19 protein-coding genes and 3 pseudogenes are annotated in these 24,101 nt (G+C 68.7%); 2 read left to right on the top strand and 20 right to left on the bottom strand.

Annotation, left to right across the window (positions count from 1 at the left end; all coding sequences use genetic code 11):
* Positions 1-289: 289 nt before the first annotated feature.
* From Pflav_RS35280 to mqnC, 19 genes and pseudogenes are all read right to left on the bottom strand, one after another.
* Positions 290-1,275 (bottom strand): annotated as a pseudogene (locus Pflav_RS35280) (polyprenyl synthetase family protein).
* 128 nt (positions 1,276-1,403) lie between these two features.
* Positions 1,404-2,936, bottom strand: coding sequence for an NADH-quinone oxidoreductase subunit NuoN (nuoN, locus tag Pflav_RS35275; protein WP_173041039.1), 1,533 nt, complete (start codon positions 2,934-2,936; stop codon positions 1,404-1,406).
* Complete coding sequence (locus Pflav_RS35270; RefSeq protein ID WP_173041038.1) at positions 2,936-4,459, bottom strand: NADH-quinone oxidoreductase subunit M; 1,524 nt, start codon at positions 4,457-4,459, stop codon at positions 2,936-2,938. Before Pflav_RS35270 ends, nuoN begins: the two co-directional genes overlap by 1 nt.
* Positions 4,456-6,378, bottom strand: a complete 1,923-nt coding sequence (nuoL, locus tag Pflav_RS35265; protein ID WP_173041037.1) for an NADH-quinone oxidoreductase subunit L — start codon at positions 6,376-6,378, stop codon at positions 4,456-4,458. Before nuoL ends, Pflav_RS35270 begins: the two co-directional genes overlap by 4 nt.
* Before the next feature lie 7 nt (positions 6,379-6,385).
* Complete coding sequence (nuoK, locus tag Pflav_RS35260; RefSeq protein WP_173041036.1) at positions 6,386-6,694, bottom strand: NADH-quinone oxidoreductase subunit NuoK; 309 nt, start codon at positions 6,692-6,694, stop codon at positions 6,386-6,388.
* Positions 6,691-7,424, bottom strand: a pseudogene (locus Pflav_RS35255) (NADH-quinone oxidoreductase subunit J). The gene nuoK and the pseudogene Pflav_RS35255 overlap by 4 nt, the downstream one beginning before the upstream one ends.
* A 23-nt stretch (positions 7,425-7,447) precedes the next feature.
* Complete coding sequence (gene nuoI, locus Pflav_RS35250; protein ID WP_173041035.1) at positions 7,448-8,035, bottom strand: NADH-quinone oxidoreductase subunit NuoI; 588 nt, start codon at positions 8,033-8,035, stop codon at positions 7,448-7,450.
* Positions 8,036-9,397 carry an NADH-quinone oxidoreductase subunit NuoH gene (gene nuoH / locus Pflav_RS35245; protein WP_173041034.1) on the bottom strand — a complete coding sequence of 454 codons (1,362 nt, stop codon included), beginning with the start codon at positions 9,395-9,397 and terminating at the stop codon, positions 8,036-8,038.
* Positions 9,397-11,847, bottom strand: coding sequence for an NADH-quinone oxidoreductase subunit G (locus Pflav_RS35240; protein ID WP_173041033.1), 2,451 nt, complete (start codon positions 11,845-11,847; stop codon positions 9,397-9,399). Before Pflav_RS35240 ends, nuoH begins: the two co-directional genes overlap by 1 nt.
* A 2-nt stretch (positions 11,848-11,849) precedes the next feature.
* Positions 11,850-13,166, bottom strand: a complete 1,317-nt coding sequence (gene nuoF / locus Pflav_RS35235; protein ID WP_173041032.1) for an NADH-quinone oxidoreductase subunit NuoF — start codon at positions 13,164-13,166, stop codon at positions 11,850-11,852.
* Complete coding sequence (gene nuoE, locus Pflav_RS35230) at positions 13,163-13,963, bottom strand: NADH-quinone oxidoreductase subunit NuoE (RefSeq protein WP_173041031.1); 801 nt, start codon at positions 13,961-13,963, stop codon at positions 13,163-13,165. Before nuoE ends, nuoF begins: the two co-directional genes overlap by 4 nt.
* The gene (locus Pflav_RS35225) at positions 13,963-15,291 is read right to left on the bottom strand and encodes an NADH-quinone oxidoreductase subunit D (RefSeq protein ID WP_173041030.1); all 1,329 of its coding nucleotides are present in this window, start codon (positions 15,289-15,291) and stop codon (positions 13,963-13,965) included. Before Pflav_RS35225 ends, nuoE begins: the two co-directional genes overlap by 1 nt.
* Entirely contained in the window at positions 15,288-16,043 is a 756-nt protein-coding gene (locus Pflav_RS35220; protein ID WP_173041029.1) for an NADH-quinone oxidoreductase subunit C, read from the bottom strand. Before Pflav_RS35220 ends, Pflav_RS35225 begins: the two co-directional genes overlap by 4 nt.
* Positions 16,040-16,714, bottom strand: a complete 675-nt coding sequence (locus Pflav_RS35215) for a NuoB/complex I 20 kDa subunit family protein (protein WP_173041028.1) — start codon at positions 16,712-16,714, stop codon at positions 16,040-16,042. The genes Pflav_RS35220 and Pflav_RS35215 overlap by 4 nt, the downstream gene beginning before the upstream one ends.
* A 12-nt stretch (positions 16,715-16,726) precedes the next feature.
* Entirely contained in the window at positions 16,727-17,092 is a 366-nt protein-coding gene (locus Pflav_RS35210) for an NADH-quinone oxidoreductase subunit A (protein ID WP_173041027.1), read from the bottom strand.
* A 73-nt stretch (positions 17,093-17,165) separates the two neighbouring features.
* Positions 17,166-18,428: a geranylgeranyl reductase family protein gene (locus Pflav_RS35205; protein ID WP_173041026.1), complete on the bottom strand. Its 1,263-nt coding sequence runs from the start codon at positions 18,426-18,428 to the stop codon at positions 17,166-17,168.
* A 195-nt stretch (positions 18,429-18,623) separates the two neighbouring features.
* Entirely contained in the window at positions 18,624-18,767 is a 144-nt protein-coding gene (locus Pflav_RS35200) for a hypothetical protein (protein ID WP_173041025.1), read from the bottom strand.
* Positions 18,768-18,807: 40 nt separating this feature from the next.
* Positions 18,808-19,500, bottom strand: coding sequence for a demethylmenaquinone methyltransferase (locus Pflav_RS35195; RefSeq protein WP_173041024.1), 693 nt, complete (start codon positions 19,498-19,500; stop codon positions 18,808-18,810).
* Positions 19,501-19,804: 304 nt separating this feature from the next.
* Complete coding sequence (mqnC, locus tag Pflav_RS35190) at positions 19,805-21,001, bottom strand: cyclic dehypoxanthinyl futalosine synthase (protein WP_173041023.1); 1,197 nt, start codon at positions 20,999-21,001, stop codon at positions 19,805-19,807.
* Between the two features lie 183 nt (positions 21,002-21,184).
* Here mqnC and Pflav_RS35185 point away from each other — a divergent pair, with 183 nt between their 5' ends.
* The gene (locus Pflav_RS35185) at positions 21,185-22,723 is read left to right on the top strand and encodes a phospholipid carrier-dependent glycosyltransferase (protein ID WP_173041022.1); all 1,539 of its coding nucleotides are present in this window, start codon (positions 21,185-21,187) and stop codon (positions 22,721-22,723) included.
* A 29-nt stretch (positions 22,724-22,752) separates the two neighbouring features.
* Here the strand turns inward: Pflav_RS35185 and Pflav_RS46635 are convergent.
* A pseudogene (locus Pflav_RS46635) lies at positions 22,753-22,941 on the bottom strand (phenylacetic acid degradation protein); the annotation flags it as partial.
* Between the two features lie 225 nt (positions 22,942-23,166).
* Here Pflav_RS46635 and Pflav_RS35175 point away from each other — a divergent pair.
* Positions 23,167-24,096: a serine hydrolase gene (locus Pflav_RS35175; RefSeq protein ID WP_173041020.1), complete on the top strand. Its 930-nt coding sequence runs from the start codon at positions 23,167-23,169 to the stop codon at positions 24,094-24,096.
* The last annotated feature ends 5 nt before the right edge of the window (positions 24,097-24,101 follow it).

Below are 24,101 nucleotides of genomic sequence, written 5' to 3'. Positions count from 1 at the left end.
ATGCCCGTTCGGGCGTATGTCATTCTCCAGCCAGGAGCCGGCCAGACCTGTGATCACGCCCGTACCACTTCAGTGATCGGGCGCGAACGGGCGGCTGGATACTCCGCCCCACGACCCGCCGGACACCGGTTACGGGGACGACACAAACCCCATCGAAGACAGCAGATGCGTCGTTGTGTGACAGCGAAGAGTGATCTGCACCATATGAATGTCTTACGCCTTGATGCGTCGCCGCGCGACGGCGTGCGCCCGCGGAGGCCGCCAGGCGGTATGACGAGCCGGCGTCAGGCTAGTTGGTGCGGTCGGCGATGAAGTCGCACAAGGACTCCAGCGCCTGCTTCGGCGCACCGTCCGGCAGCGGGGCCAGCCGCGAACGCGCGTCCTCCGCGTACATCCGCACGGTCTCCCGGGCCCGCTTCAGAGCCGGCGACTCGCGCAGCAGGCCCAGCGCCTCGGCGTGCAGCGCGTCGTCGGTGACCGGGCCAGCCGAGAGGATCTCGTGGAGGCGGGTCGACGCGGCATCGGCGTCGTCGGAGGACAGGGCATACAGCACCGGGAGCGTGGGCACGCCCTCGCGCAGGTCGGTGCCGGGCGTCTTGCCGGACTGGGCCGAGTCGGACGCGATGTCGAGCAAATCGTCGGAGAGCTGGAAGGCCACGCCGATCGTCTCGCCATACCCGCCAAGGGCCTCGATGTGCTCAGGCGTCGCGCCGCCGAACATGCCGCCGAAGCGGACGGACGTCGAGATCAGCGAACCGGTCTTCTCCGCGATGACCCCGAGGTAGTGGGCGACCGGGTCCTGGTCGCGCGGGCCGACCGTCTCGGCGATCTGGCCGTGCACCAGTCGGGCGAACGTACGCGCCTGGAGCCGGACGGCCTCGGTGCCCAGCCCGGCGGCGATGTCCGCGGCCCGGGCGAAGAGGTAGTCACCGACCAGGATGGCGACCGAGTTGGTCCACCGGGAGTTGGCACTGGGGCGCCGCGCCGCACGGGCGCCTCGTCCATCACGTCGTCGTGGTAGAGCGTCGCCAGGTGGGTGAGCTCCATAACCACCGCGGCCGGCACCACGAGAGGAGAACGCGGGTCACCGAAGTGGGCACTCAACGCCACGAGCAGCGGGCGGAACCGCTTGCCGCCGGCATCGACGAGATGGCGCGCCGCCTCGGTTACGAAGGGGTCCGCGCTTTTGATGCCGACCCTCAGCTCCTGCTCGACCTCGGCAAGCGTCTGCCGCACCCCAGCCTCAAGAGCGGGATCGAAAAAATCGAGCCCGATCGAGGTTAATCCGCCCGTACCCTGCGCCCCGCCCACGCCACCCACGATGCCACACCGCCCAAACGGGCGGTGTGGCAGGGAGCGCTACAGGACCTACCTCACACCGTGCTAGCGGCCGAATTGGTCCGCTAGCGCACGAATTCGGCCGCGCTCGTCGTCAGGTCGAGCAGTGGCGCCGGGGCAACGCCGAGCACCAGCGTGGCCACCACGCCGATCATGAGGGCGGCGGCGGTGAGGCCACCGGGCACCGAAACCGCAGGGGTGCTCTCGCCGGGCTCGGAGAGCCACATCATGACCACAACGCGCAGGTACGGGAACGCGAGCAGCATGCTCGTGATCACGCCGAAGATGACCAGCCAAGCCTCGCCGGATTCGAGGGCCGCCCCGAAGACCGCGAACTTCGCGATGAAGCCGCTGGTCAGCGGGATGCCCGCGAACGCCAGGAGGATGAACGTGAAGAGGCCGGCGAAGAGCGGCGAGCGGCGGCCCAGCCCGGCCCAGCGGGACAGGTGGGTGGCCTCCCCGTCGGCGTCCCGCACCAGCGTGACCACCGCGAAGGCGGCGATCACGGTGAAGCCGTACGCGACGAGGTAGAACATCGAGCTCGACAGGCCGTCCTTCGACAGTGCCAGCACGCCCACCAGCACGTAGCCGGCGTTGGCGATTGAGGAGTAGGCGAGCAGCCGCTTGATGTCGGTCTGCGTCACGGCCAGGACCGCGCCGACAAGCATCGTGAGTACCGCGATGACGCCGAGCACCGGCGTGTAGTCCCAGGCGGCCCCGTCGAAGGCGACGTACAGCACGCGGAGCAGCGCGCCGAACGCGGCGACCTTGGTGCAGGCCGCCATCAGACCGGTGATCGGCGTCGGGGCACCCTGGTACACGTCCGGCGTCCACACGTGGAACGGCGCCGCGGCCGCCTTGAAGAGCAGGCCGATCGCGACCAGCGCGATACCGCCGTACAGCAGGACCGTGCTCTGCGTGGACTCGCGCACAGCGTCGTGGATCGAGCCGAACTGCACGCTGCCGGCAAAGCCATACACCAGCGCGACGCCGAAGAGGAAGAACGCCGAGGCGTAGGCGCCGAGCAGGAAGTACTTCAGCGCGGCCTCCTGGCTGAGCAGGCGCCGCCGGCGGGCGAGCGCGCACAGCAGGTACAGCGGCAGCGAGAAGACCTCCAGCGCCACGAACATGGTCAGCAAGTCGTTCGCGGCGACGAAGAGCAGCATGCCGGCGATCGCGAAGATGGCCAGCGGGTAGATCTCGGTGGCGCCCTGCGAACGCGTGGCCTGGCGGCGGTCGGCGTCCGAGCCGACCGTAATCGCCGCCTGGGCCACGAACGCACCGCCCTGCTCCAGCGAGCGATCGCCGACCAGCAGCAGCGCCATCAGCCCAAGCAGGATGATCGAGCCCTGGAGGAAGAGCGTCGGGCCGTCGATGGCCACGGCGCCGCCAGCGGTGAGGATGCGGGTGTCCGACTCCAGGACCACGACGACGAACGCGGCCACGAGGCCGAGCAGCGCCAGCACGAGCTGGGTCGATCGGCGGGCCGCCCGGGGCAGTACAGCCTCGAAGAACACGCCCAGGCAGGCGACGCCGAACAGGATCAGCATCGGCGCGACGGCGCCGTAGTCGATCGGCGGAAGCTGGAGATCTTGCATCAGCGCGATGCCTCCTGAACGGCGGGCGCGGGATCAGTCTTGTCGACGTCCTGCATCGTCGCCTGGACGGCGGGATTGATGACGTCGGTGACCGGCTTGGGGTAGAAGCCGAGCAGCAGGATGAGCAGGATCAACGGGGCGACCACGACCTTCTCCCGGATGGTCAGGTCGCGCCGCATGCCTTCCACTGCGGTAAGGGCCGGGTTGAGCGTGCCCTGCGTGGTGCGCTGCACCATCCACAGCACGTACGCGGCGGCCAGGATGATGCCGGCGGTGGCGATCACCGCGACCGTCTTGTTGACCGTGAACGTGCCCAGCAGCACCAGGAACTCGGAGACGAACGGCGCCGTGCCGGGCAGCGCGAGCGAGGCGAGACCGGCGAAGAAGAGCACGCCGGCCAGCAGCGGCACGAGCTTGCCGGCGCCGCCGAAGTCGCTCACCAGCGCGGAGCCGCGGCGGGCCACGAACATGCCCACCACGAGGAAGAGCAGCCCGGTGGCGAGGCCGTGGTTGACCATGTAGAGGACCGCACCGGTACCAGCCTGCGTGGTGAACGCGAAGATGCCGATACCGATGAAGCCGAAGTGGGCGATCGACGTGTACGACACGAGCCGCTTGAGGTCGTTCTGACCGACCGCCAAGAGGGCCGCGTAGATGATGCCGATCAGTCCGAGCGCCAGCGCGTACGGCGCGAACCAGCGGGACGCCTCCGGGAAGAGCGGCAGGCAGTACCGCAGGATGCCGAAGGTGCCCACCTTGTCGAGCACGCCGACGAGCAGCGCGGCCGATCCGGCGGGCGCGGCACCACCGGCGTCCGGCAGCCACGTGTGGAACGGGAAGAACGGTGCCTTGATCGCGAACGCCACGAAGAAGCCGAGGAACAGCCACCGCTCGGTGTTCGTGGTGAAGTCGGCCGACAGCAGGTTCTGCCAGTCGAAGGTCTTGCCGCCCAGCGCCCACAGCCCGATCACCGCGGCCAGCATGAAGAGGCCGCCGACGAGGGAGTAGAGGAAGAACTTCACCGCGGCGTACTGGCGCTGGTGCCCGCCGTACGAACCGATGAGGAAGTACATCGGGACCAGCATGATCTCGAAGAACACGTAGAACAGGAACACGTCGGCGGCCGCGAAGACGCCGATCATCGTGCTTTCCAGAGCGAGCAGCAGCGCGAAGTAGACCGGCACGCTCCGGCGGGTGTTGTCCGCGTCGTGCCACGAGGCCAGGATCACCAGCGGTACGAGCACCGCGATCAGCAGCAACATCACCAGCGCGATGCCGTCGACCGCGAAGGTGAAGCGCGCATCCCAGGCCGGGATCCAGGTGTAGGACTCGCGGAACTGGAAGCGCGCGCCATTGGCGTCGTAGGCGATCCACATCACGACGGCGAGCGCCGCGACCGCGATCGACCAGATCAGCGCGACCCGCTTGGCGAGCTCTGGCTTGGCGCGCGGTAGGAACGCCACCACCAGCGCACCGACCAGCGGCGCTCCGGTCAGGATGGACAGGAACGGAAAGTCACTCACGCCAACCATCCCAGCTGGAGAGCAAGGAACGCGGCCACGACCAGCAGCGCACCGGTGAGCATGGACATCGCGTAGGACCGCACGAAACCGGTCTGTAGCCGGCGGAGCCGACTCGACCCGCCCCCGACCGCCGCGGCGAGCCCGTTGACGAGCCCGTCGATGCCGCGGTTGTCGAGGAAGACAAGTGCCCGGGTGAGGAAGATGCCGGGCTTTTCGAAGACCGCCTCGTTGAACGCGTCCGCGTAGAGGTTGCGCCGCGCCGCCGTCACGATCGGGCCGGCCGGCTGCTCCTGCATGGCCGTACCGCCGCGGTACAGGGCGTATCCCAGGCCTGCGCCGAGCACGGTGACCACGATGGACAGTGCGGTGATCAGACCGTGTGAGATCACGCCGTGCGCCTCTTCGCCGGAGTGGTCGCCGAGCACCGGGGTCAGCCAGTCGACAACGCTCGTCGACATCAGCCAGCCCGCCGCGACCGAGCCGACCGCCAGCAGCACCAGCGGCGCCGTCATGATGGCCGGCGACTCGTGCGGATGCTCGATGTCCTCGGTCCACCGCTTTGGCCCGTGGAACGTCAGCACGAACAGGCGGGTCATGTAGAACGCGGTGATCGCCGCGCCGAGCAGCGCGGCCATGCCGAAGAGCCAGGCGGTCCAGCCGTCCCGCTCGAAGGCCGCCGCGATGATCGGCTCCTTGGTGAAGTACCCGGACAGCGGTGGGATACCGATGATGGCGAGCCACGCGAGGCCGAACGTGGCCCAGGTGACCCGCATGTACCGCCACAGCCCGCCGAAGCGCCGGATGTCGGTCTGGTCGTTCATCCCGTGCATGACCGAGCCGGCGCCGAGGAAGAGGCCGGCCTTGAAGAAGCCGTGGGCCAGCAGGTGGATGATCGCCAGGGCGTACGCGCCGCCGCCGAGGCCGACGCCGAGGAACATGTACCCGATCTGGGAGACCGTCGACCAGGCCAGCACCCGCTTGATGTCGTCCTTGGCGCAGCCGATGATGGCGCCGATCAGCAGCGTGAGCGCGCCGACGCTGACCACGACCGTCTGGAGCGTGAGGTTCGCCGAGAAGATCGGGTTGGACCGGGCGATCAGGTAGACGCCGGCGGTGACCATCGTCGCGGCGTGGATGAGCGCGGAGACCGGGGTCGGGCCCTCCATCGCGTCCGGCAACCATGCCTGGAGTGGGAACTGGCCGGACTTACCTGTCGCGCCGAGCAGGAGCAGCAGCCCCATCACCAGCACCACGCCGGAGGAGAGGGAGCCGACGCCGTTGAAGACGTCCGCGTAGTTGACGCTGCCGAGCTGCTGGAACATCAGGAAGATGGCGATCGCGAAGCCGGCGTCGCCGACCCGGTTCATCAGGAACGCCTTCTTGCCCGCCGTAGCCGCCGCCGGTCGCTCGTACCAGAACGCGATGAGCAGGTACGACGCGAGACCCACGCCCTCCCAGCCGAAGTACAGCATCACGAAGTTGTTGCCGAGTACCAGCAGCAACATCGCGGCGGCGAAGAGGTTGAAGTACGCGAAGAACTTGCGCCGCCCCGGGTCGTGGTCCATGTACCCCACCGCGTACAGGTGGATCAGGGAGCCGACGCCGGTGATCAGGAGCACGAACACCGCGGACAGCGGGTCGAAGAGCAGCCCGAAGTCCACGTGCAGCGAGCCGACCTGGATGTAGTCGAAGAGCGTCAGCTCGACGGACTTGTTGTCCAGGCCACGTAGCTGGAAGAAGTAGGCCAGGCCCAGCACGAAGGAGACGGCGATGCTGCCGACGCCTAGCCAGTGCCCCCATTTGTCGGCCCGCTTGCCCAGCAGCAGGAGGATCGCCGCACTCGCGAGCGGGATGGCCACCAACAGCCAGACGGTGGACAGGAAACCATCCGCGGCCGCGTATTCCACGGTCTCGTGCATATCCGCCTCAGTACTTCAACAGGTTGGCTTCGTCGACGCTTGCCGACCGCCGGGTCCGGAAGATCGACATGATGATCGCGAGCCCGACCACGACCTCGGCCGCGGCCACCACCATGACGAAGAACGCCATGATCTGGCCGTCGAGGTTGCCGTTGATCCGGCTGAAGGTCACCAGCGCGAGGTTGGCCGCGTTGAGCATCAGCTCGATGCACATGAACAGCACGATCGCGTTGCGCCGGATCAGCACCCCGACCGCGCCGATGGTGAAAAGCACCGCGGCGAGGATCAGGTACCACTCGGGGTTGGTTGCATTCATTTCTCGGTACCCTTCGGCGCCGACTCGGCGGGAGTCAGCTCGCGGGCGGGCAGGATCTGGGAGATGCTCCGCTCGGTCAGCGTGCCATCCGGCAGGCGGCCAGGGGTGGCGACCGAGTCGGACGTGGCGTACACGCCAGGTCCGGGCTTCGGGCCGGGTAGTTGCCCGGGGCGAAGCGCGCCCGCATCATCTCCGGCTGGGTGCGCTTTTCGCCGCGGCGCCGCTCGATATGCGCCAGGACCATCGCGCCCAACGCCGCCGTGATCAGCAGCGCGGATGTGACCTCGAACGCGAAGACGTACTTGGTGAACAGCAGCGCCGCGATGCCCTGCACGTTTCCGCCCGCGTTCGCCTGGTCGAGGCCGGCCGCCGGAGTCTCCCGCAGCGCCCGGTAGAGGCCGGTGCCCACCAGCGCGGCGAAGCCGATGCCGAGCGCGACCGCCGCGAGCCGCTGGCCGCGCAACGTCTCTATCAGCGAGTCGGACGCGTCCCGGCCGACAAGCATCAGCACGAAGAGGAAGAGCATCATGATCGCGCCGGTGTACACGATGATCTGCGCCAAGCCGATGAACGGCGCCGACTGCAGCACGTAGAACACACCGAGGCAGAGCATTGTCAGCACCAGCCACAGCGCGGAGTGGATCGCGTTGCGGGACAGGACCATGCCCAGCGCGCCGAACAGGGCGAACACCGCAAGGATCCAGAAGGTGACGGCCTCGCCGCTGGACATGGCGCCGGCCGCCGCGATGCTGGTCACGCTTCACCCCCCGCGGTGCCCGAGCCGTCCGAAGTGCGCTGCTCCGACCATGGCGCCCGCTCGGCACCCGCCGAGGTGCCCGGGTTGGTCAGGGCCCCGATGTAGTAGTCCTTCTCGGTGTCGCCGAGGTACATCGGGTGCGGTGGCTGATCCATGCCCGGCAGCAGCGGCGCGAGCAACTGCTCCTTCGTGAAGATCAGATCCTTGCGGCTGTCCCGGGCCAGCTCGTACTCGTTGCTCATGGTCAGCGAACGGGTCGGGCAGGCCTCGATGCACAGTCCACAGAAGATGCAGCGGGCGTAGTTGATCTGGTACACGCTCGCGTACCGCTCGCCCGGCGAGTACCGCTGCTCCTCGGTGTTGTCGCCGCCCTCGACGTAGATCGCGTCGGCGGGACACGCCCAGGCGCACAGCTCGCAGCCGATGCACTTCTCCAGGCCGTCCGGGTGCCGGTTGAGGATGTGCCGCCCGTGGTAGCGCGGGGCGGAAACCGGCGTCTCGAACGGGTACGCCGTGGTCACCGTCTTGCGGAACATGTGCGCGAAGGTGACCCCGAACCCCTTGAACGCTCCAATGGCGCTCATCTAACTCTCCTTATCCACAAGGTCTCCGCCGGAGCCCGCGCCGACGTTCGCTGGCTCGCGCTCGGCCACCGCGCGGCGGGCGCGAGGGCTCGGCGGTACCTGGAGGTCCATCGGCGGGATCGGGAAGCTCCCCGCTGGACGGGACTTGATCTGATCCTCGAGTGACTTGTCCGGCGCCCGCTTGCCGCTCGGCCAGAGCAGCGCGAGCAGAACGATGCCGACCAGGAACCCGCCGAGGATCACGTACTTGCCGTCGCCCGTCTCCGGGTCCTGGGACACCTTGAGGGCGGCCAGCGACAGGATCCAGACCAGGTTGATCGGCAGCAGCACCCGCCAGCCGAGCCGCATGAACTGGTCGTACCGGAGCCGGGGCAGCGTCGCCCGCAGCCACACGAAGACGAAGACCAGCAGCACGACCTTGATGAAGAACCACAGCAAGGGCCACCAGCCGGAGTTGGCCCCGGCCCAGAACGTGGTGATCGGCGCCGGCGCTCGCCAGCCGCCGAGGAAGAGCGTCGCCGTCGCCGCCGACATCGCCACCATCGCGACGTACTCGGAGAGCATGAAGAGCAGGAACTTCAGCGACGAGTACTCCGTCATGTAGCCGGCGACAAGCTCCGACTCGGCCTCGGGGAGGTCGAACGGCGCTCGGTTCGTCTCACCGACGATCGCGATGAAGAAGATGATGAAGCTCGGCGCGAGCAGGATCGCGTACCAGCCCGGGGCGCTGATGGTGGCCCCGAGGATGTGGAAATCCCGGCCGCTGGCCTGCGACGCCACGATCTGGCTCGTCGACATCGTGCCGGCGAGCATGAAGACCGCGACCACCGATAGGCCCATCGAGACCTCGTACGAGATCATCTGGGCGCTCGACCGCAGACCGCCGAGCAGCGGGTACGTCGAGCCGGAGGCCCAGCCGCCGAGCACGATGCCGTACACCGCCATGCCGGAGCAGGCGAGGATCAGCAGGACCGCCACCGGTACGTCGGTCACCTGCAACGGCGTGTGGTGGCCGAAGATGCTCACCATCGGCCCGAACGGGATGACCGAGAGGGAGGTCATCGCGCAGATCACCGCGACCGTGGGCGCGAAGAAGAAGACCACCTTGTCCGCGGTACGCGGCATGATGTCTTCCTTGAACGCGCCCTTGAGGCCGTCGGCGAGCGTCTGGAGCAGACCGAGGGGCCCGGCCTGGTTGAGGCCCGGCCGCACCGCCATGCGCGCCACCACTCGCCGCTCGAACCACACGCCGAGCACCGTGCAGAGCATGCCGAAGGCGAAGACGGCGACAACCTTGATGAGGATCAGCCACCACGGGTCGTGGCCGAAATCCTGGAGTGTCGGATCCTGGGCGACAAACATTAGTGTGTCCCCTTCGAAAGCCGTACCACCGCACCGGACGTGACGCCGAGCGCCCGCCGGACGGTCGAACCGGGTGAGTTCGTCGGCAGCCAGACGACGCCGTCCGGCATGTCGGTGATCGCCGCCGCCAGCGTGATCGCGCCACGGTCGGTGCCCACCGTGACCGGGTCACCGTCGACGACGCCGAGCGCCTCAGCCGCGCCCTTGGCCAGCCGCACGACCGGCGGGCGGGAGGTACCGCCGAGGTACTCGTCGCCGTCGGTCAGGCTGCCCAGGTCGATCAGGTGGTGCCAGGTCGCCAGCACCGCCTCGCCCGCGCCGAGCGTGGGCTGCGGCTGCGGCGCGGTCACCGGGGCGTCCACCCGCGCCGACCGGGTCGCCGGCAGCGAGCCGAGCTCGCGGCGGATCAGGTTGACCTGGCCGGTGTTGAGCGTCACGCCGAGCTGGGCGGCGAGCGCGTCGAGCACGCGCGCGTCGTTCATCGCGGGGGTGGAGAGCACCGCCTCGAACGTGCGCAGGCGCCCCTCCCAGTCGACGAAGCTGCCGGCCTTTTCGACCACCGGCGCGACCGGGAAGACCACGTCGGCACGGCGGCTGACCGCGCTGCGCCGCACCTCCAGGCTGACCAGGAACGGCACCGTGTCGAGGGCCTGCTCCGCCAGCCTCGGGTCGGCCATGTCGGCCGGGTCGACGCCGGCCACGACAAGCGCGCCCATCCGGCTCCCGGCGGCGGCCGCCAGGATCGCGTTGGTGTCCTTGCCGACCTGGCTGGGGATGACCCCGGCCTCCAGCTCCCAGGCGCCGGCCAGCTCCGCGCGGGCCGCCGCGTCGGTCACCGACCGCCCACCGGGCAGCAGGTTGGGCAGGCAGCCCGCGTCGACCGCGCCCCGGTCGCCCGCGCGCCGCGGCACCCAGGCCAGCTTGGCGCCGGTACGGTCGGCGAGCGCGGCGGCCGCGGACAGTCCACCTGGGACGGTCGCGAGCCGCTCGCCGATGATGAGGATCGCGCCCTCGACCCGCAGCGCCTTCTCGATCGACTCGTCCTCGGCCAGCGCCTGAGCCTCCTCGCCCGGCGCGACGAGCGCGACCGAGGCGCCGAGCTTCTCGAAGCCGCGGGTCGCGAACGGGGCGAGCGCCAGCACGCGGGTGCGGCTCTTCTGGTACGCCTTGCGCAGCCGCAGGAAGAGGATCGGGCACTCCTCCTCCGGCTCCAGCCCGACGATGACGACCACCGGCGCCTTGTCCACGTCGGCGTAGGTCACGTCGGTGCCGCCGACCACCGTGGAGGCCAGGAAGGCCGTCTCCTCGGTGGAGATCGGGCGGGCCCGGAAGTCGATGTCGTTGCTACGGAGGGCAACCCGGGCGAACTTCGCGTACGCGTACGCGTCCTCGACCGTCAGCCGGCCACCGGTCAGCACGCCGATGCCGTGCGCGCCGTCCCGGGCCTTGCGCAGCCCTTCCGCCGCGACCGCGAGCGCCTCCGACCACGGCGCCTCACGCAGCTCGCCGGTCTTCGCGTCGCGGACCATCGGGTTGGTGATGCGGTCGAACGCGGTGGCGTACTGGAAGCCCCAGCGCCCCTTGTCGCAGTTCCACTCCTCGTTCACCTGCGGGTCGTCGCCGGCCAGCCGCCGCATGACCTTGCCGCGGCGGTGGTCGGTGCGCTGGGCGCAGCCGGCCGAGCAGTGCTCGCAGACGCTCGGCGTGGAGACCAGGTCGAACGGGCGGGCCCGGAAGCGGTACTGGGCGCCGGTGAGCGCGCCCACCGGGCAGATCTGCACGGTGTTGCCGGAGAAGTAGGAGTTGAACGGGGTGTCGCCCTCGCCGTCGCCGACCGCGCCGTCGCCCGTGCCCTCGCCACCGAAGAAGTCGTCCCGGTAGACGTTGATCTGCTCACCGGACGAGCGGTCCATCAGGTCGATGAACTTGTCGCCGGCGATCTCCTCCGAGAAGCGGGTGCAGCGCTGGCACAGCACGCACCGCTCGCGGTCGAGGAGCACCTGGCTGGAGATGTTGATCGGCTTCTGGTACTCGCGCTTGTGCTCGTGGAAGCGGGACTCCGAGCGGCCGGTCGACATCGCCTGGTTTTGCAGCGGGCACTCGCCGCCCTTGTCGCACATCGGGCAGTCGAGCGGGTGGTTGATCAGGAGCAGCTCCATGATCCCGGCCTGTGCCTTCTTGGCGACCGGGGAGCTGAGCTGCGTCTTGACCACCATCCCGTCGGCGACGGTCTGGGTACAGGAGGCGACCGGCTTACGCTGCCCCTCGACCTCGACCAGGCACTGCCGGCAGGCGCCCGCGGGCGCGAGCAGCGGGTGGTCGCAGAACCGCGGGATCTCGATACCCATCTGCTCGGCGACCCGGATGAGCAGCGCACCCTTGGGCGCGGTCACCTCGACGCCGTCGATGGTGAGCGTTACCGTGTCCGCCTTCTTGGCCACGTCGGTCATATCTAGTGCGCTCCCACCAGCTGCTTCGCCGAGAGCCTCGGCGCTTTCCGGCCCTCGATGTAGTCCAGGTAGTCCTGCTTGAAGTACTGCACCGAGGAGGTCACCGGGCTGGTCGCGCCGTCACCGAGGCCGCAGAACGAGCGGCCGAGGATGTTGTCGCAGGTGTCCAGCAGGGTGTCCAGGTCCTGGTGGGTGCCGGCGCCGGAGAGGATCCGGCGGTAGATGCCCACCATCCAGTAGTTGCCCTCGCGGCACGGAGTGCACTTGCCGCACGACTCGTGGTGGTAGAACTCCAGCCACTTGTACGTCGCGTACACCGGGCAGTCCTGGTCAGAGAAGATCTGCGTGGCCGTGGTGCCGAGGATCGAGCCGGCCGCCGCCACGCCTTCGAAGTCGAGCGGCACGTCGATGTGGTCCGCGGTCAGCAGCGGCGTGGACGAGCCACCCGGCGTCCAGAAGCGCAGGTTGTGCCCGGGCAGCATGCCGCCGGCCAGCTCGATCAGCTCGCGCAGCGTGACGCCCAGCCCACACTCGTACTGGCCCGGGTTGGCGATCCGGCCGGAGAGCGAGTAGATCATCGGGCCGGACGACTTCTCCGTGCCCATGCTCTTCCACCAGTCGGGGCCGCCGAGCACGATGTACGGCACGCTCGCGATCGTGCCGACGTTGTTGACCACCGTGGGGCTGGCGTAGAGGCCGTGCGTCGCCGGGAACGGCGGGCGCAGCCGAGGCTGGCCGCGGAAGCCCTCCAGCGAGTCCAGCAGCGCGGTTTCCTCGCCGCAGATGTACGCGCCCGCACCACTGTGGACGACGACGTCCAGGTCGTGGCCGGAGCCAAGGATGTTGGTACCGAGGTACCCCTTGGCGTACGCCTCCTGAACCGCGTTGCGCAGCCGGCGGGCCGCGTGCACCGCCTCACCGCGGATGTAGATGAACGCGCGGTTGGCCCGGATCGCGTACGACGCGATGATCACGCCCTCGATCAGCGAGTGCGGGTCGTGCGTCATCAGCGGGAGGTCCTTGCAGGTCCCCGGCTCGCCCTCGTCGGCGTTGACCACGAGGTAGTGCGGCTTCCCGTCGTTCTGCGGGATGAAGCCCCACTTCAGCCCGGTCGGGAAGCCGGCGCCGCCGCGACCGCGGAGGCCGGAGTCCTTGATGAGCTGGATCAGGTCGTCGGGGTGGGCGGCGATCGCCTTACGCAGCGCCGCGTACCCGTCGAGCTGCTCGTAGACGTCGATCCGCCAGGCCTCAGGCGAGAGCCAGCGCTTGGTGAGGACCGGGGTCAGCTTCTCCAGCGTCTCCCGCCGAGGGGTGGTCATTTTGCCTCCTTGAGCGCCCGGTCCTGCGGCTTCGCCGTGTCGCCGGCGGGCTTCAGGTCGCTCGCCGGCTTGTTCGCCGCAACGCCGGCCGCCTGGGCCGCCGGTGCGCCGTCGCCCCGGGAGGACTTGATGGGCGTCTCCGGGTCGAAGCCGGGGACGCTGATGCCGTGCTCCTGGGCGAGCCGGACCCCGCGAAGCGTGGGGGCGCCGGCGGGGCCGTCTGCCATCGCCTCCTCGCGCGGCTCGGCAAACCCGGCGAGCTGGACCGACAGCTCCTTGAGCGTGCAGAGCCGGGCGCCGCGCGTGGGCTGCGGCCGCTGCCCGGCGCGGAGCTGGTCGACGACGTGCACGGCCGTGTCCGGGTCGACCTTGTCGAAGAACTCGTAGTTGACCGTCATCACCGGGCCGTAGTCGCACGCGGCCAGGCACTCGGCGTGCTCGAAGGTGATGCTGCCGTCGGCGGTGGTCTCGTCGTGCCCGACGCCGAGGTACTCGCTCAGCCGGTCGTAGATCTCCTGACCGCCGAGCACGTTGCACATCGTGTTGGTGCAGACGCTGACCAGCCAGTCACCGGTCGGGCGGCGCTTGTACATCGTGTAGAACGTGGCCACCGCGCCGACCTGGGCCTTCGTGATGCCCAGCATCTCGGCGCAGAACTCCACGCCGGCCGGGGACACGTTGCCCTCCTCCGACTGCACGAGGTGCAGCAGCGGCAGCAGCGCGGACCGCGACCGGTCGGCCGGGTAACGCGCGATGATCTCCAGCGCCTTTTCGCGCGTGGCGTCACTGAATCCCACTAGCGGTCACACCCACCCATCACAGGGTCGAGAGAAGCGCCTCCGGCGATCACGTCGGCGATCAGGCCGCCCTCGGCCATGGCCGGGATCGCTTGGAGGTTGATGAAGCTGGGCTCGCGGTAGTGCACGCGGTAGGGGCGGGTACCACCGTCGGAGACCGCGTGCACGCCGAGCTCGCCGCGGGGCGACTCGATGCCCACGTACACCTGGCCGGGCGGGACCCGGAAGCCCTCGGTCACCAGCTTGAAGTGGTGGATCAGCGACTCCATGGACTGACCCATGATCTTGGCGACGTGCTCCAGCGAGTTGCCCATGCCGTCGACGCCGATGGCGAGCTGCGCCGGCCAGGCGATCTTCTTGTCGGCCACCATGATCGGGCCGGGCCTGAGCCGGTCGAGCGCCTGCTCGACGATCTTCAGCGACTCGCGCATCTCGGCCATGCGGACCAGGTAGCGGCCCCACACGTCACCCGTTGGCGTGGTCGGCACGTCGAACTCGTACGTCTCGTAGCCGCAGTAGGGCATTGTCTTGCGCAGGTCCCACGGCAGGCCCGCGGAGCGGAGCACCGGGCCGGTCACGCCAAGCGCCAGGCAGCCGGTGACGTCGAGCACGGCGACGTCCTTGGTGCGCTGGTGCCAGATCGGCTGGCCGGACAGGAGCGCCTCGTACTCCTTGAGCTTCTTCGGCATCATCGTCAGGAACTCGCGGATCTTGACGATCGCCTCGTCCGGCACATCCTGCGCGACGCCGCCCGGCCGGACGTACGCCATGTTCATCCGCAGGCCGCTGACCATCTCGAAGATCTCGAGGATGTACTCCCGCTCGCGGAAGCCGTAGAGCATCATCGAGATCGCGCCGAGCTCCATGCCCGTGGTGGCGAGCCAGACCAGGTGCGAGGAGATCCGGTTGAGCTCCATCATGAGCACCCGGATCGTGTTGGCCCGCTCGGTGATCTGGTCCTCGATACCGAGGAGCTTCTCCACCGCCAGCGCGTACGCCGTCTCGTTGAAGATCGGCGACAGGTAGTCCATCCGGGTCACGAACGTCGAACCCTGCACCCAGTTGCGGAATTCGAGGTTCTTCTCGATGCCGGTGTGCAGGTACCCGACGACCACCCGGGCCTCGCGGACGGTCTCGCCCTCAAGCTCCAGGATCAGCCGGAGCACACCGTGCGTCGACGGGTGCTGCGGACCCATGTTGACCACGATCCGCTCGTCCTGGATCGGGTCGGTACCGCCGACGACGGTGTCCCAGTCGCCGCCGGTGACGTTGAAGACCTTGCCCTCGGTGGTCTCGCGCTCGGTCGCGTACCCAGGCGTGGTGGTCATTGGTAGCTCCTCCGCTTGTCCGGCGGCGGTATCTCGGCGCCCTTGTACTCCACGGGCACCCCGCCGAGCGGGTAGTCCTTACGCTGCGGGAAGCCCTCCCAGTCGTCCGGCATCAGGATCCGGGTGAGGTTGGGGTGGCCTTCGAAGATGACGCCGAAGAAGTCGTACGTCTCCCGCTCCTGCCAGTCGGCCGTCGGGTAGATCTGGGTGACGCTCGGCACTCGCGGGTGCTCCGCACTGACCGCCACCTCCAGCCGCACCCGGCGCCGGTAGGTCATCGAGGTGAGCAGGTAGACCACGTGCAGGCGGCGGTCGTCGGCGCCCAGGTAGTCCACAGCGGACACCGAGGAGCAGAGCTCGAAGCGGAGCCCCTCGCTGTCGCGCATCACCTGGCAGACCTCGGCGATCTGCTCCGGCTTGATGTGCAGGGTCAGCTCGCCGCGGTCGACCACGACCTTCTCGATCGCGTCCTCGATACCCGGGTACGCCACGGTCAGCGCGTCGTACACCTCGTCGAAGTAGCTCCCGTACGGCTGGGGGGTGCCGGCCGGCTGCACGCGGCGGCGCACAAGGCCGCCGAAGCCGGAGGTGTCGCCGGAGCCGTGGATGCCGAACATGCCACGCCCGGCGGGGCTGGCCGTCGGGTACTCGGCGGGCGCGCCGGCGGTGGCACCGACCGGCGGCGCCTGAACGGGCACGCCGCCGCCCGGCTCCTCGCTCGGCTTGTTCGGCTCGACGCCGTTTCTAGTCACCAGCGGCCTCCACCCTGAAGGTGCCTCTGCTCCTGCATCCACTTCTCGATGCGGAGCTGCTCCTCGCGTCCCTCGCGCACGGCCTGCGTCCACTCGGCCCGCTTGGCCTTGTCCGAGCGGTACGACGAAGGCATCGAGCCCGGCGCCACGACCGGCACCTCGCCACGGGCCTTGCGGGCCTCGAGCATCTTGCGGCCGTTGGCACCGAGCGGCTCGTGCATGATCTTCTCGCGCAGCTTGAGGATCGCGTCGATCAGCATCTCCGGCCGCGGCGGGCAGCCCGGCAGGTACATGTCGACCGGCACGACGTGGTCGACTCCCTGCACGATCGCGTAGTTGTTGAACATTCCGCCGCTGCTCGCGCAGACGCCCATCGACAGCACCCAGCGGGGCTCGGCCATCTGGTCGTAGATCTGGCGGAGCACCGGAGCCATCTTCTGGCTCACCCGGCCCGCGACGATCATCAGGTCGGCCTGGCGGGGCGAGGCACGGAAGACCTCCATGCCCCAGCGGCCCAGGTCATAGTGGGGGGCGCCGGCGGCCATCATCTCGATCGCGCAGCACGCCAGCCCGAAGGTGGCGCCCCACGTCGAGGTCTTGCGGGTCCAGTTGACCAGCTTTTCGACGCTGGTCAGCAGGATGCCGCTCGGCAGCTTCTCTTCGATTCCCATGGCGCGTTGACCTCAGTCCCAGTCCAGCCCCCCGCGCCGCCAAACATAGGCGTACGCGATGAAGACCGTCCCAATGAAGAGCAGCATCTCCACGAACCCGAACATGCCAAGCGCGTCGAAGGACACGGCCCACGGGAACAGGAAGATGATCTCGATGTCGAACACGATGAAGAGCATCGCGGTCAGATAGAACTTGATCGGAATCCGCCCGCCACCGACCGGCTCCGGCGAGGGCTCGATGCCGCACTCGTAGGCGGCGAGCTTGGCCTTGTTGAACCGGCGGGGGCCGATGAGCGGCGCGATCGCGACGGAGAAGACCGCGAACGCCGCTGCGAGGGCGAAGACCCCGATGATGGGTACGTACGACGAGAGCGACATCCTCTTTCCCCTGCTCGTCCTTCCCGGCCTGCGTCTACTTCGATCGATTCACACTATTCACCCGCGTGTGGGGTCACACCGCGGGGGCCACCCTGGTCATGGCGTTGATGACCCGGTCCATCGCGTCTCCACCGCGCGGATCGGTCAGGTTTGCCAAGAGTTTGAGCACGAAGCGCATCAACGTCGGATGCGGCATGCCGTGCCGGGTGGCGATCTTCATGATCTGAGGGTTGCCGATCAGCTTCACGAAGATGTTGCCGAGCCGGTAGTAGCCGCCGTACCGCGCCTTGAGCTCGGCCGGATACGCCGCGAGCGCACGCTCCCGGGCCGGTCCGGCCGGCCGGGCCAGCGCCTGCACCGCGACCTCCGCGGCGAGCTCGCCCGACTCCATCGCGTACGCGATCCCTTCGCCGTTGAAGGGGTTGACCATGCCGCCGGAGTCGCCGACGAGGAGCACGCCCCGGGTGTAGTGCGGTACCCGGTTGAAGCCCATCGGCAGCGCGGCACCGAGGATCGGGCCGTCGGCGTTGGCCTCGTCGGTCATGCCCCAGTCCGGCGGGGTGCTGCCGAGCCAGTCGGTCAGCAGTCGCCGGTAGTTGGTCTTGCCGAACGCGGCCGACGAGTTGAGCACGCCCAAGCCCACGTTGACCCGGCCGTCGCCCATCCCGAAGATCCAGCCGTAGCCGGGCAGGAGATTGTCGCCCGCCTCCCGGCTGCGCAGCTCCAGCCAGGACTCGAGGTAGTCATCCTCGTGCCGCAGCGGGGAGCGGTAGTAGCGCCGCACCGCGACACCGATCGGCCGGTCCTCGCGCTTGGCCAGGCCCATGGCGAGTGGGAAGCGGCCAGAGACGCCGTCCGCGGCGATCGTCAGCGGCGCGCGGAACTCCTTCGCCTCGCCGTCGATCTCGGCGACCACGCCCACCGCGCGGCCGGTGCCGTCGAGCACCGGGGCGGTCACGTTGGCCTTGGTGTGCAGCACCGCACCGGCCTTGACCGCCTGCTTGGCGAGCATGTCGTCGAAGTCGAGCCGGGTCCGGACAAGGCCGTAGTCGGGGAAGCTGGCCAGCTCCGGCCAGTCCAGCTCCAGGCGCACGCCCCCGCCGATGACCCGCAGGCCCTTGTTGCGCAACCAGCCCGCTTCGGGACTGGTGTCGATGCCGAGCTTGACGATCTGCTTGACGGCACGGGGGGTCAACCCGTCGCCGCAGACCTTCTCCCGAGGGAACTCGGTCTTTTCCAGCAGCAGCACGCGCAAGCCGTGTTGGGCCAGGTGGTAAGCCGTTGTGGAACCACCCGGACCGGCGCCCACGACAATCACGTCGGCTTCGTCGGTCACGGTTCCACCTCCGTCCGGGGCGCTCGTGAAATGCTTCACAAGCGTTTCCGTGTGGAGTCTAGAACCGTCCACGGGGGGCCGACTGGTTAGGCAACCCTAATTTCCCTGCTCGGCCGAGAGATCGAGGGGTACGCCGGCATCGATACCCTCCGCGCCGGTCTCATCGGCCGCCGTGGCCGCCACGCGCTCCCGTACCTACTCGCCGTCGAAGATCATTCCGGCACGCCCCAAGGCCGCCGTCAGATCGGCCGCGAGGCGCTCCGCGGCCTCTGGATGCCCCTCAGCCAATTGCCGCATTTGCGAGAGCATGTCCTCAATCGCGTCACTGTCCCCCGCCACGCCCGTACAGTAGCGGGGGTATGCCCCATTTATGGGCTTTCTAATCGCGCGTCGCGCGATGCAACGCGACGATTCCGCCGGTCAGATTGCGCCAGGCCACGTCCTGCCAGCCCGACTCGCCAATCAGCGTCGAGAGCCCGGATTGGTCCGGCCACGCCCGGATCGACTCGGCGAGATAGACATACGCCTCTGGGTTGCTGGAGACCCGGCGGGCCACGACGGGCAGCGAACGCATCAGATAAGACATGTAAACCTGCCGGAACGGCACCACCGTCGGGTGGCTGAACTCACACACGACAAGCCGCCCGCCGGGCCGGGTGACCCGGGCCAGCTCGCGCAGCGCGGCGGCCGGCTCGACCACGTTGCGCAGCGCGAAGGAGATGGTGACCGCGTCGAAGGCGGCGTCCGGGAACGGCAGCCGCAGCGCGTCGCCGGCGAGCAGGGGCACGCCCGGCCGCGCCCGGCGCCCGGCCTGAAGCATGCCGATCGACAGGTCCAGGCCCACCGCGTACGCCCCAGAGGCGGCGAGCTCCTGCGTGGAGGTCCCGGTGCCGGCGCCGACATCGAGCACCCGCTGCCCGGGCGCCAGGTCGAGCGCCTCGCGGGTCGCCCTCCGCCAGCCCCGGTCACGGCCGAAGGAGAGCACCGTGTTGGTCAGGTCGTACCGCCGGGCCACACCGTCGAACATCGCGGCGATCTCGTGCGGCTGCTTGTCCAGGTCTGCGCGGGTCACCGACCCATCATCCGGTACCGAAAACGCCGCGGGCGGGGCGGTCTCCCACCCCGCCCGCGGCGGACCTGCTCTATGTATACGACCGGCGCACGGTCGAGACGCCCAAATGGATGCCGTCCGGGGGCCACCGGGACGGCATCGGGGGACGCGAGGAAACTAACGGCCGGTCGCGATCTCGCGCGAGCCCTCGTTTGTTATCGGAGGGTGATGCAAACGTAACCTGAGCACCAATTCATCCACCTTGACGGCGATTTATCCCGTGGGAATGGCACTCGGGGCGTGGAAGATCCGTCCGTTCGGCTGACTATTTGCTGTCCACCAGCGGTAGCTCGATCCGCGTACCGGCGCCGCCGCCCGGCAGGGCGATGGAGGAGAAGTGTGAGACCACGCGGTCGTCGCGTGGATCGTCGTCCGGCGTGCGGTGGACGGCCAGATGGCGGTACAGGGTGTCGCGCTGGGCGGGAATCCGCCCCGCCGACCGGATCATCCAGATCAGGTCGTGCAGGTTGGAGCGGTGGCGGGCGCCGGCCGACGAGATCACGTTTTCCTCGAGCATGATCGAGCCGAGGTCGTCGACCCCCATGTGCAGCGATAGCTGCCCAGCCTCCTTGCCGGTCGTGAGCCACGAGGCCTGAAGGTGCGCCACGTTGTGGAAGAAGATTCGCGCGACCGCGATCAGCCGCAGGTACTCCACCGTCGTGGCCTGCGTGCGCCCTTTGAGGTGGTTGTTCTCTGGCTGGTACGTCCACGGGATGAACGCCCGGAATCCGCCGGTGCGGTCCTGCACGTCCCGGATCATCGCCAGATGCTCGATCCGCTCGGCGTTTGTCTCGCCGGTGCCCAGCATCATCGTCGCCGTCGACTGGACACCGAGGCGGTGCGCGGCCTCCATGACCTCCAGCCAACGGGCGCCCGACTCCTTCAGCGGCGCGATCGCCTTGCGCGGGCGGTCCGGGAGCATCTCCGCGCCGGCGCCAGCGATCGAGTCGAGGCCGGCGGCCTTTATCCGCACGATCGCGTCCTCGATGGAGACCCCGGAGACCTTGGCCATGTGCAGGATCTCGCTGGGGCCGATCGAGTGGATGGCGAGCTGCGGGTACGCCCGCTTGACTCCGGAGAACAGCTCCTCGTAGTACTCCACCCCGTACTCGGGGTGATGGCCGCCCTGGAGCATGACCTGCGTGGCGCCGAGCTCGACCGCCTCGCCGCACCGCCGCAGGATCTCCTCCATCGGGTGCGTCCAGCCCTCGGCGTGCTTGGGCGCGCGGTAGAAGGCGCAGAACTTGCACGCCGTCACGCAGACATTCGTGTAGTTGATGTTGCGGTCGATCAGATAGGTCACGATGCCGTCGGGGTACCGCCGCCGGCGCACCGCGTCCGCCGCCTCGCCCAACGCGTGGAACGGCGCATCGGTGTAGAGCAGGAGTGCCTCTTCGGGCGTGATCCGCCCGCCGCCGGCTCCACGCTGCAAGATGTCATCGATCTCGGCGCTCGCGTTCACGAAGCCGAGACTACGGGAAGGTGAGCACCTCGATATGCTGGCGCCGCGTTCTGTGAAGGGCGCCGCATTGCTGGTCATTGTCCTGTCTGTAAGGCGTGCCAACACGGGCTTGCCCAAATCGCCTCAAGTGCGAGCAAAGGGCTCCTAGTCTGGCGGCTGACCGCCATGGAAGTGAGGCGATCCGTGACCGCCACCCTCAGTCCTGACGTGGAGGCGCAGACGGTAGACGCTGACAAACCCCGCCGACGGCGGCTGGAGCTGCTAGGCCAGTTCCTTCGCCGCCATAGCGCGTTTCTCGCGCTCATCCTGCTCGGCGGCGTACTTCGTGCCCTGTTCATGCTCTCGTACAAGCCAGCGTTCTGGTATTTCGGCGACAGCGGCGTATACGTCCAGATGTCCGAGAAGGCGCTCGCCCCCAGCTCGACCCGGGCCCTCGGCTACGTGGTGGCGCTGAAGATCCTTGAGCCCACCCACACGTTCATGTCGCTGATCTTTCTTCAGCACCTGGCCGGGCTCGTGCTCGCCACCGCGATGTACGCCTTCCTGCTGCACCGCGGCGCACCCCGCTGGCTGGGCTGCCTGGCGATCGTCCCGGTGCTCTTCGACTCCCTCTACCTCACCGTCGAGCACTACCTGCTGCCCGACCAGATCCTCACGGTCTTTATCGCCCTGGCCGTCATCATCGTGCTGTGGGACAGGAAGCCGCGCTGGTGGGCGACCGGGTCGGCCGGGCTGCTCCTGGCCGCCGCGTGGTACACCAAACCGACCGCGCTGCCCGTGGTGATCCTGGTCGGGATCGTGCTGCTCGTGCGCTGGGTGGGCTGGCGCTCGCTCGTCGCGTACTCGGTCGCGTTCGCGATCCCGTACCTGCTGGTGATGAACTGGATCGGCGACCGGCAGAGCGTCTACGGCTCGCAGACCGGCATCGCCCTCTACGGGCGAGCCGCGATGATCGCCGACTGCTCCCGGATCGAGCTCACCTACGAGCAGCAGGCGCTCTGCCCGACCAGGCATTTCGACCGAGCCGACGCGTACTTCTGGACGGCCCCGCCGAAGCGCCGCTACATGGCGTACACGCCGGAGGGCGAAAAGCTCTACACCAGCTTCTCGTTGTCGGTGATCCGCCAGCAGCCCGGCGACTACCTGCGTTCGGTGGGCAAGGAAAGCCTCGCGCACTTCATCCCCGGCTTCCGGCTCGGGCCTGACAACGACTGCCTGCGGCTGCGCTGGACGCCACCGGACGGGTTCCGCGACACGCTCACCGTTCCCAACCGCTGCTATCCGTCGCAGGCGCGCGCTGACTTCCAGAGAGAGGCGGCCGACCCGAAGAACGGGCCAGAGCCGACGGCGTTGACCGGGGCCCTGCATCAGTGGGGCCTGTACGGGCGGCTCATCCCGAGCACGCTCTCGATCAGCCTGCTGCTCGCGCTCGCGGCACTCATCTCCGGCCTGCGGTTCTTCCGCTGGCGCGTGCAGGGCCCCAGCACGCCCGGCCGGATCAAGCTCGACGTGGTCCTCCTGTTCTTCGCCGGTACCGGCCTGACTCTCCTCACGGTGGCGATCGGCATGTATGAGTCGAGGTATGCGATGCCGGCCCTGCCGCTCGCGTCCCTGGGTGCCGCACTCGCCATATACGGCCTAACGACCGGACGGGTGCGTCCGTCACCGCCAGAAGACGACGAAAAGCCGGACGAGAAGGGCGCCGAGCCTCAGGCGTCGTAGTCGATCCGCTCCGCCGGCACCAGCGTCTACAGCAGCTCGGCCAGCCTTGCCGCGTCGATCCGGCCGGATAGCAGCCGCGCCTCCTGCGGCTCCCGGGAGAGCACGTGCACCACGTGCAGCCGCTCCGGGTGGACATCCTTCAGGTCGGCCAGTTCCTCGGCGAACATGACGCTGCGCGCGTACCGGTTGTCGTACACGATGGTGAACCGGCTCGACGGCCAGGGCAGTGACGCGGAAAGTAACTGGACAATTACTTTAGGTATCCAATGCGGAGTGAGCCACGTCACGGACTCTTCGGCAATACCGGAATCTATTGGTCCATAAGCACTGAAAACAGTGCCAGCCAGGGAGAATCCGCAGCTCCGGGCCCTGACGCGCCAGGTTTGGAGCCGTAGACTCCTCACGGTTACTCCCCGGCACTGACCCAAATGGAAAAGTCCCCCATGCGTTTTCGCGCAATGGTGCTCGCGGTCGCCACTCTCTTAATCGGCGCCGTAGCCCTATTCGCCGCCCCCGCCGTGTTCGCGCGCCGGGGCGACGACCCCGCGACGCCGGCCGCCAATGGCGCCGGCGCGGGTGGCGCTGTGCCGTCCCCATCCGCGACACTGCCGCGGTCCGCTTCGCCGTCTGCGTCGCCGGAGGCTCCCGTGCCCACGCTCGCCGCCGGCCCGGTCGAGGTCTCCGTCGACGGGTTTGCCGCTTGGGCCCTGCTCGACCGCCAGACCGGGGCCATCGCCGGCTCGGACAACATGACCGCGACGAGCTCGACCGAGTCGATGATCAAAATTTGGCTCGTCGCGGACTACCTCCGCCGCACCCCCGAGCCCTCGACCGAGCGACTGGCGCAGGCGAGCGCGGCGATCCGCGACAGCGACAACGACGCGGCCCAGTCGCTGTACCTGGCCGGCGGCGGCGACGAGGTCGTCCAGCGAATGATCTCTATGTGCGGGATGACCGAGACGAGCATCGGCCGGTCGGGCTGGTGGAGCTACACCCAGATGTCCCCGCGCGACGCGGTGCGGCTGGGCGAGTGCGTCAAGAACGGCACCGCCGCCGGGCCGAAGTGGACGGCGTGGGTGCTCAACGAGATGACGCTCGTCCGCGGCACGACCGCGACGAAGGACCAGCACGAGAAGTCGGCCGGCGGCCGGTGGGGCATCATCGACGGCCTCCCCGACGAGATCGTCCAGCAGGGCGTCGCGATCAAAAACGGCTGGACGTCGATCTGGGCCGACGGCAACTGGCACGTCAACTGCCTGGCCGTGGCCGACGACTGGGTGCTCGCGATAATGCTCCGCTACCCCGCCGAGCACGGTCTCGACTACGGCGCCAACGTCTGCCGCACCATCACCGAACAGCTCGTCCGGAGGTAGTCGAA

It is taken from the genome of Phytohabitans flavus (genome assembly GCF_011764545.1).
GTDB lineage: Bacteria > Actinomycetota > Actinomycetes > Mycobacteriales > Micromonosporaceae > Phytohabitans > Phytohabitans flavus.
Note: the sequence above shows the minus strand (reverse complement) of the source record. Positions and strands in the feature narration are given on the sequence as shown.

What these genes read in the sequence shown, in the direction of transcription:
- nuoL (WP_173041037.1), bottom strand. Translation starts at nt 6,378, where the DNA reads ATGCACGAGACCGTGGAATACGCGGCCGCGGATGGTTTCCTGTCCACC.
- Pflav_RS35175 (WP_173041020.1), top strand. Translation starts at nt 23,167, where the DNA reads ATGCGTTTTCGCGCAATGGTGCTCGCGGTCGCCACTCTCTTAATCGGC.
- Pflav_RS35240 (WP_173041033.1), bottom strand. Translation starts at nt 11,847, where the DNA reads ATGACCGACGTGGCCAAGAAGGCGGACACGGTAACGCTCACCATCGAC.
- nuoK (WP_173041036.1), bottom strand. Translation starts at nt 6,694, where the DNA reads ATGAATGCAACCAACCCCGAGTGGTACCTGATCCTCGCCGCGGTGCTT.
- nuoN (WP_173041039.1), bottom strand. Translation starts at nt 2,936, where the DNA reads ATGCAAGATCTCCAGCTTCCGCCGATCGACTACGGCGCCGTCGCGCCG.
- Pflav_RS35225 (WP_173041030.1), bottom strand. Translation starts at nt 15,291, where the DNA reads ATGACCACCACGCCTGGGTACGCGACCGAGCGCGAGACCACCGAGGGC.
- Pflav_RS35215 (WP_173041028.1), bottom strand. Translation starts at nt 16,714, where the DNA reads ATGGGAATCGAAGAGAAGCTGCCGAGCGGCATCCTGCTGACCAGCGTC.
- nuoI (WP_173041035.1), bottom strand. Translation starts at nt 8,035, where the DNA reads ATGAGCGCCATTGGAGCGTTCAAGGGGTTCGGGGTCACCTTCGCGCAC.
- Pflav_RS35210 (WP_173041027.1), bottom strand. Translation starts at nt 17,092, where the DNA reads ATGTCGCTCTCGTCGTACGTACCCATCATCGGGGTCTTCGCCCTCGCA.
- nuoH (WP_173041034.1), bottom strand. Translation starts at nt 9,397, where the DNA reads ATGTTTGTCGCCCAGGATCCGACACTCCAGGATTTCGGCCACGACCCG.
- nuoF (WP_173041032.1), bottom strand. Translation starts at nt 13,166, where the DNA reads ATGACCACCCCTCGGCGGGAGACGCTGGAGAAGCTGACCCCGGTCCTC.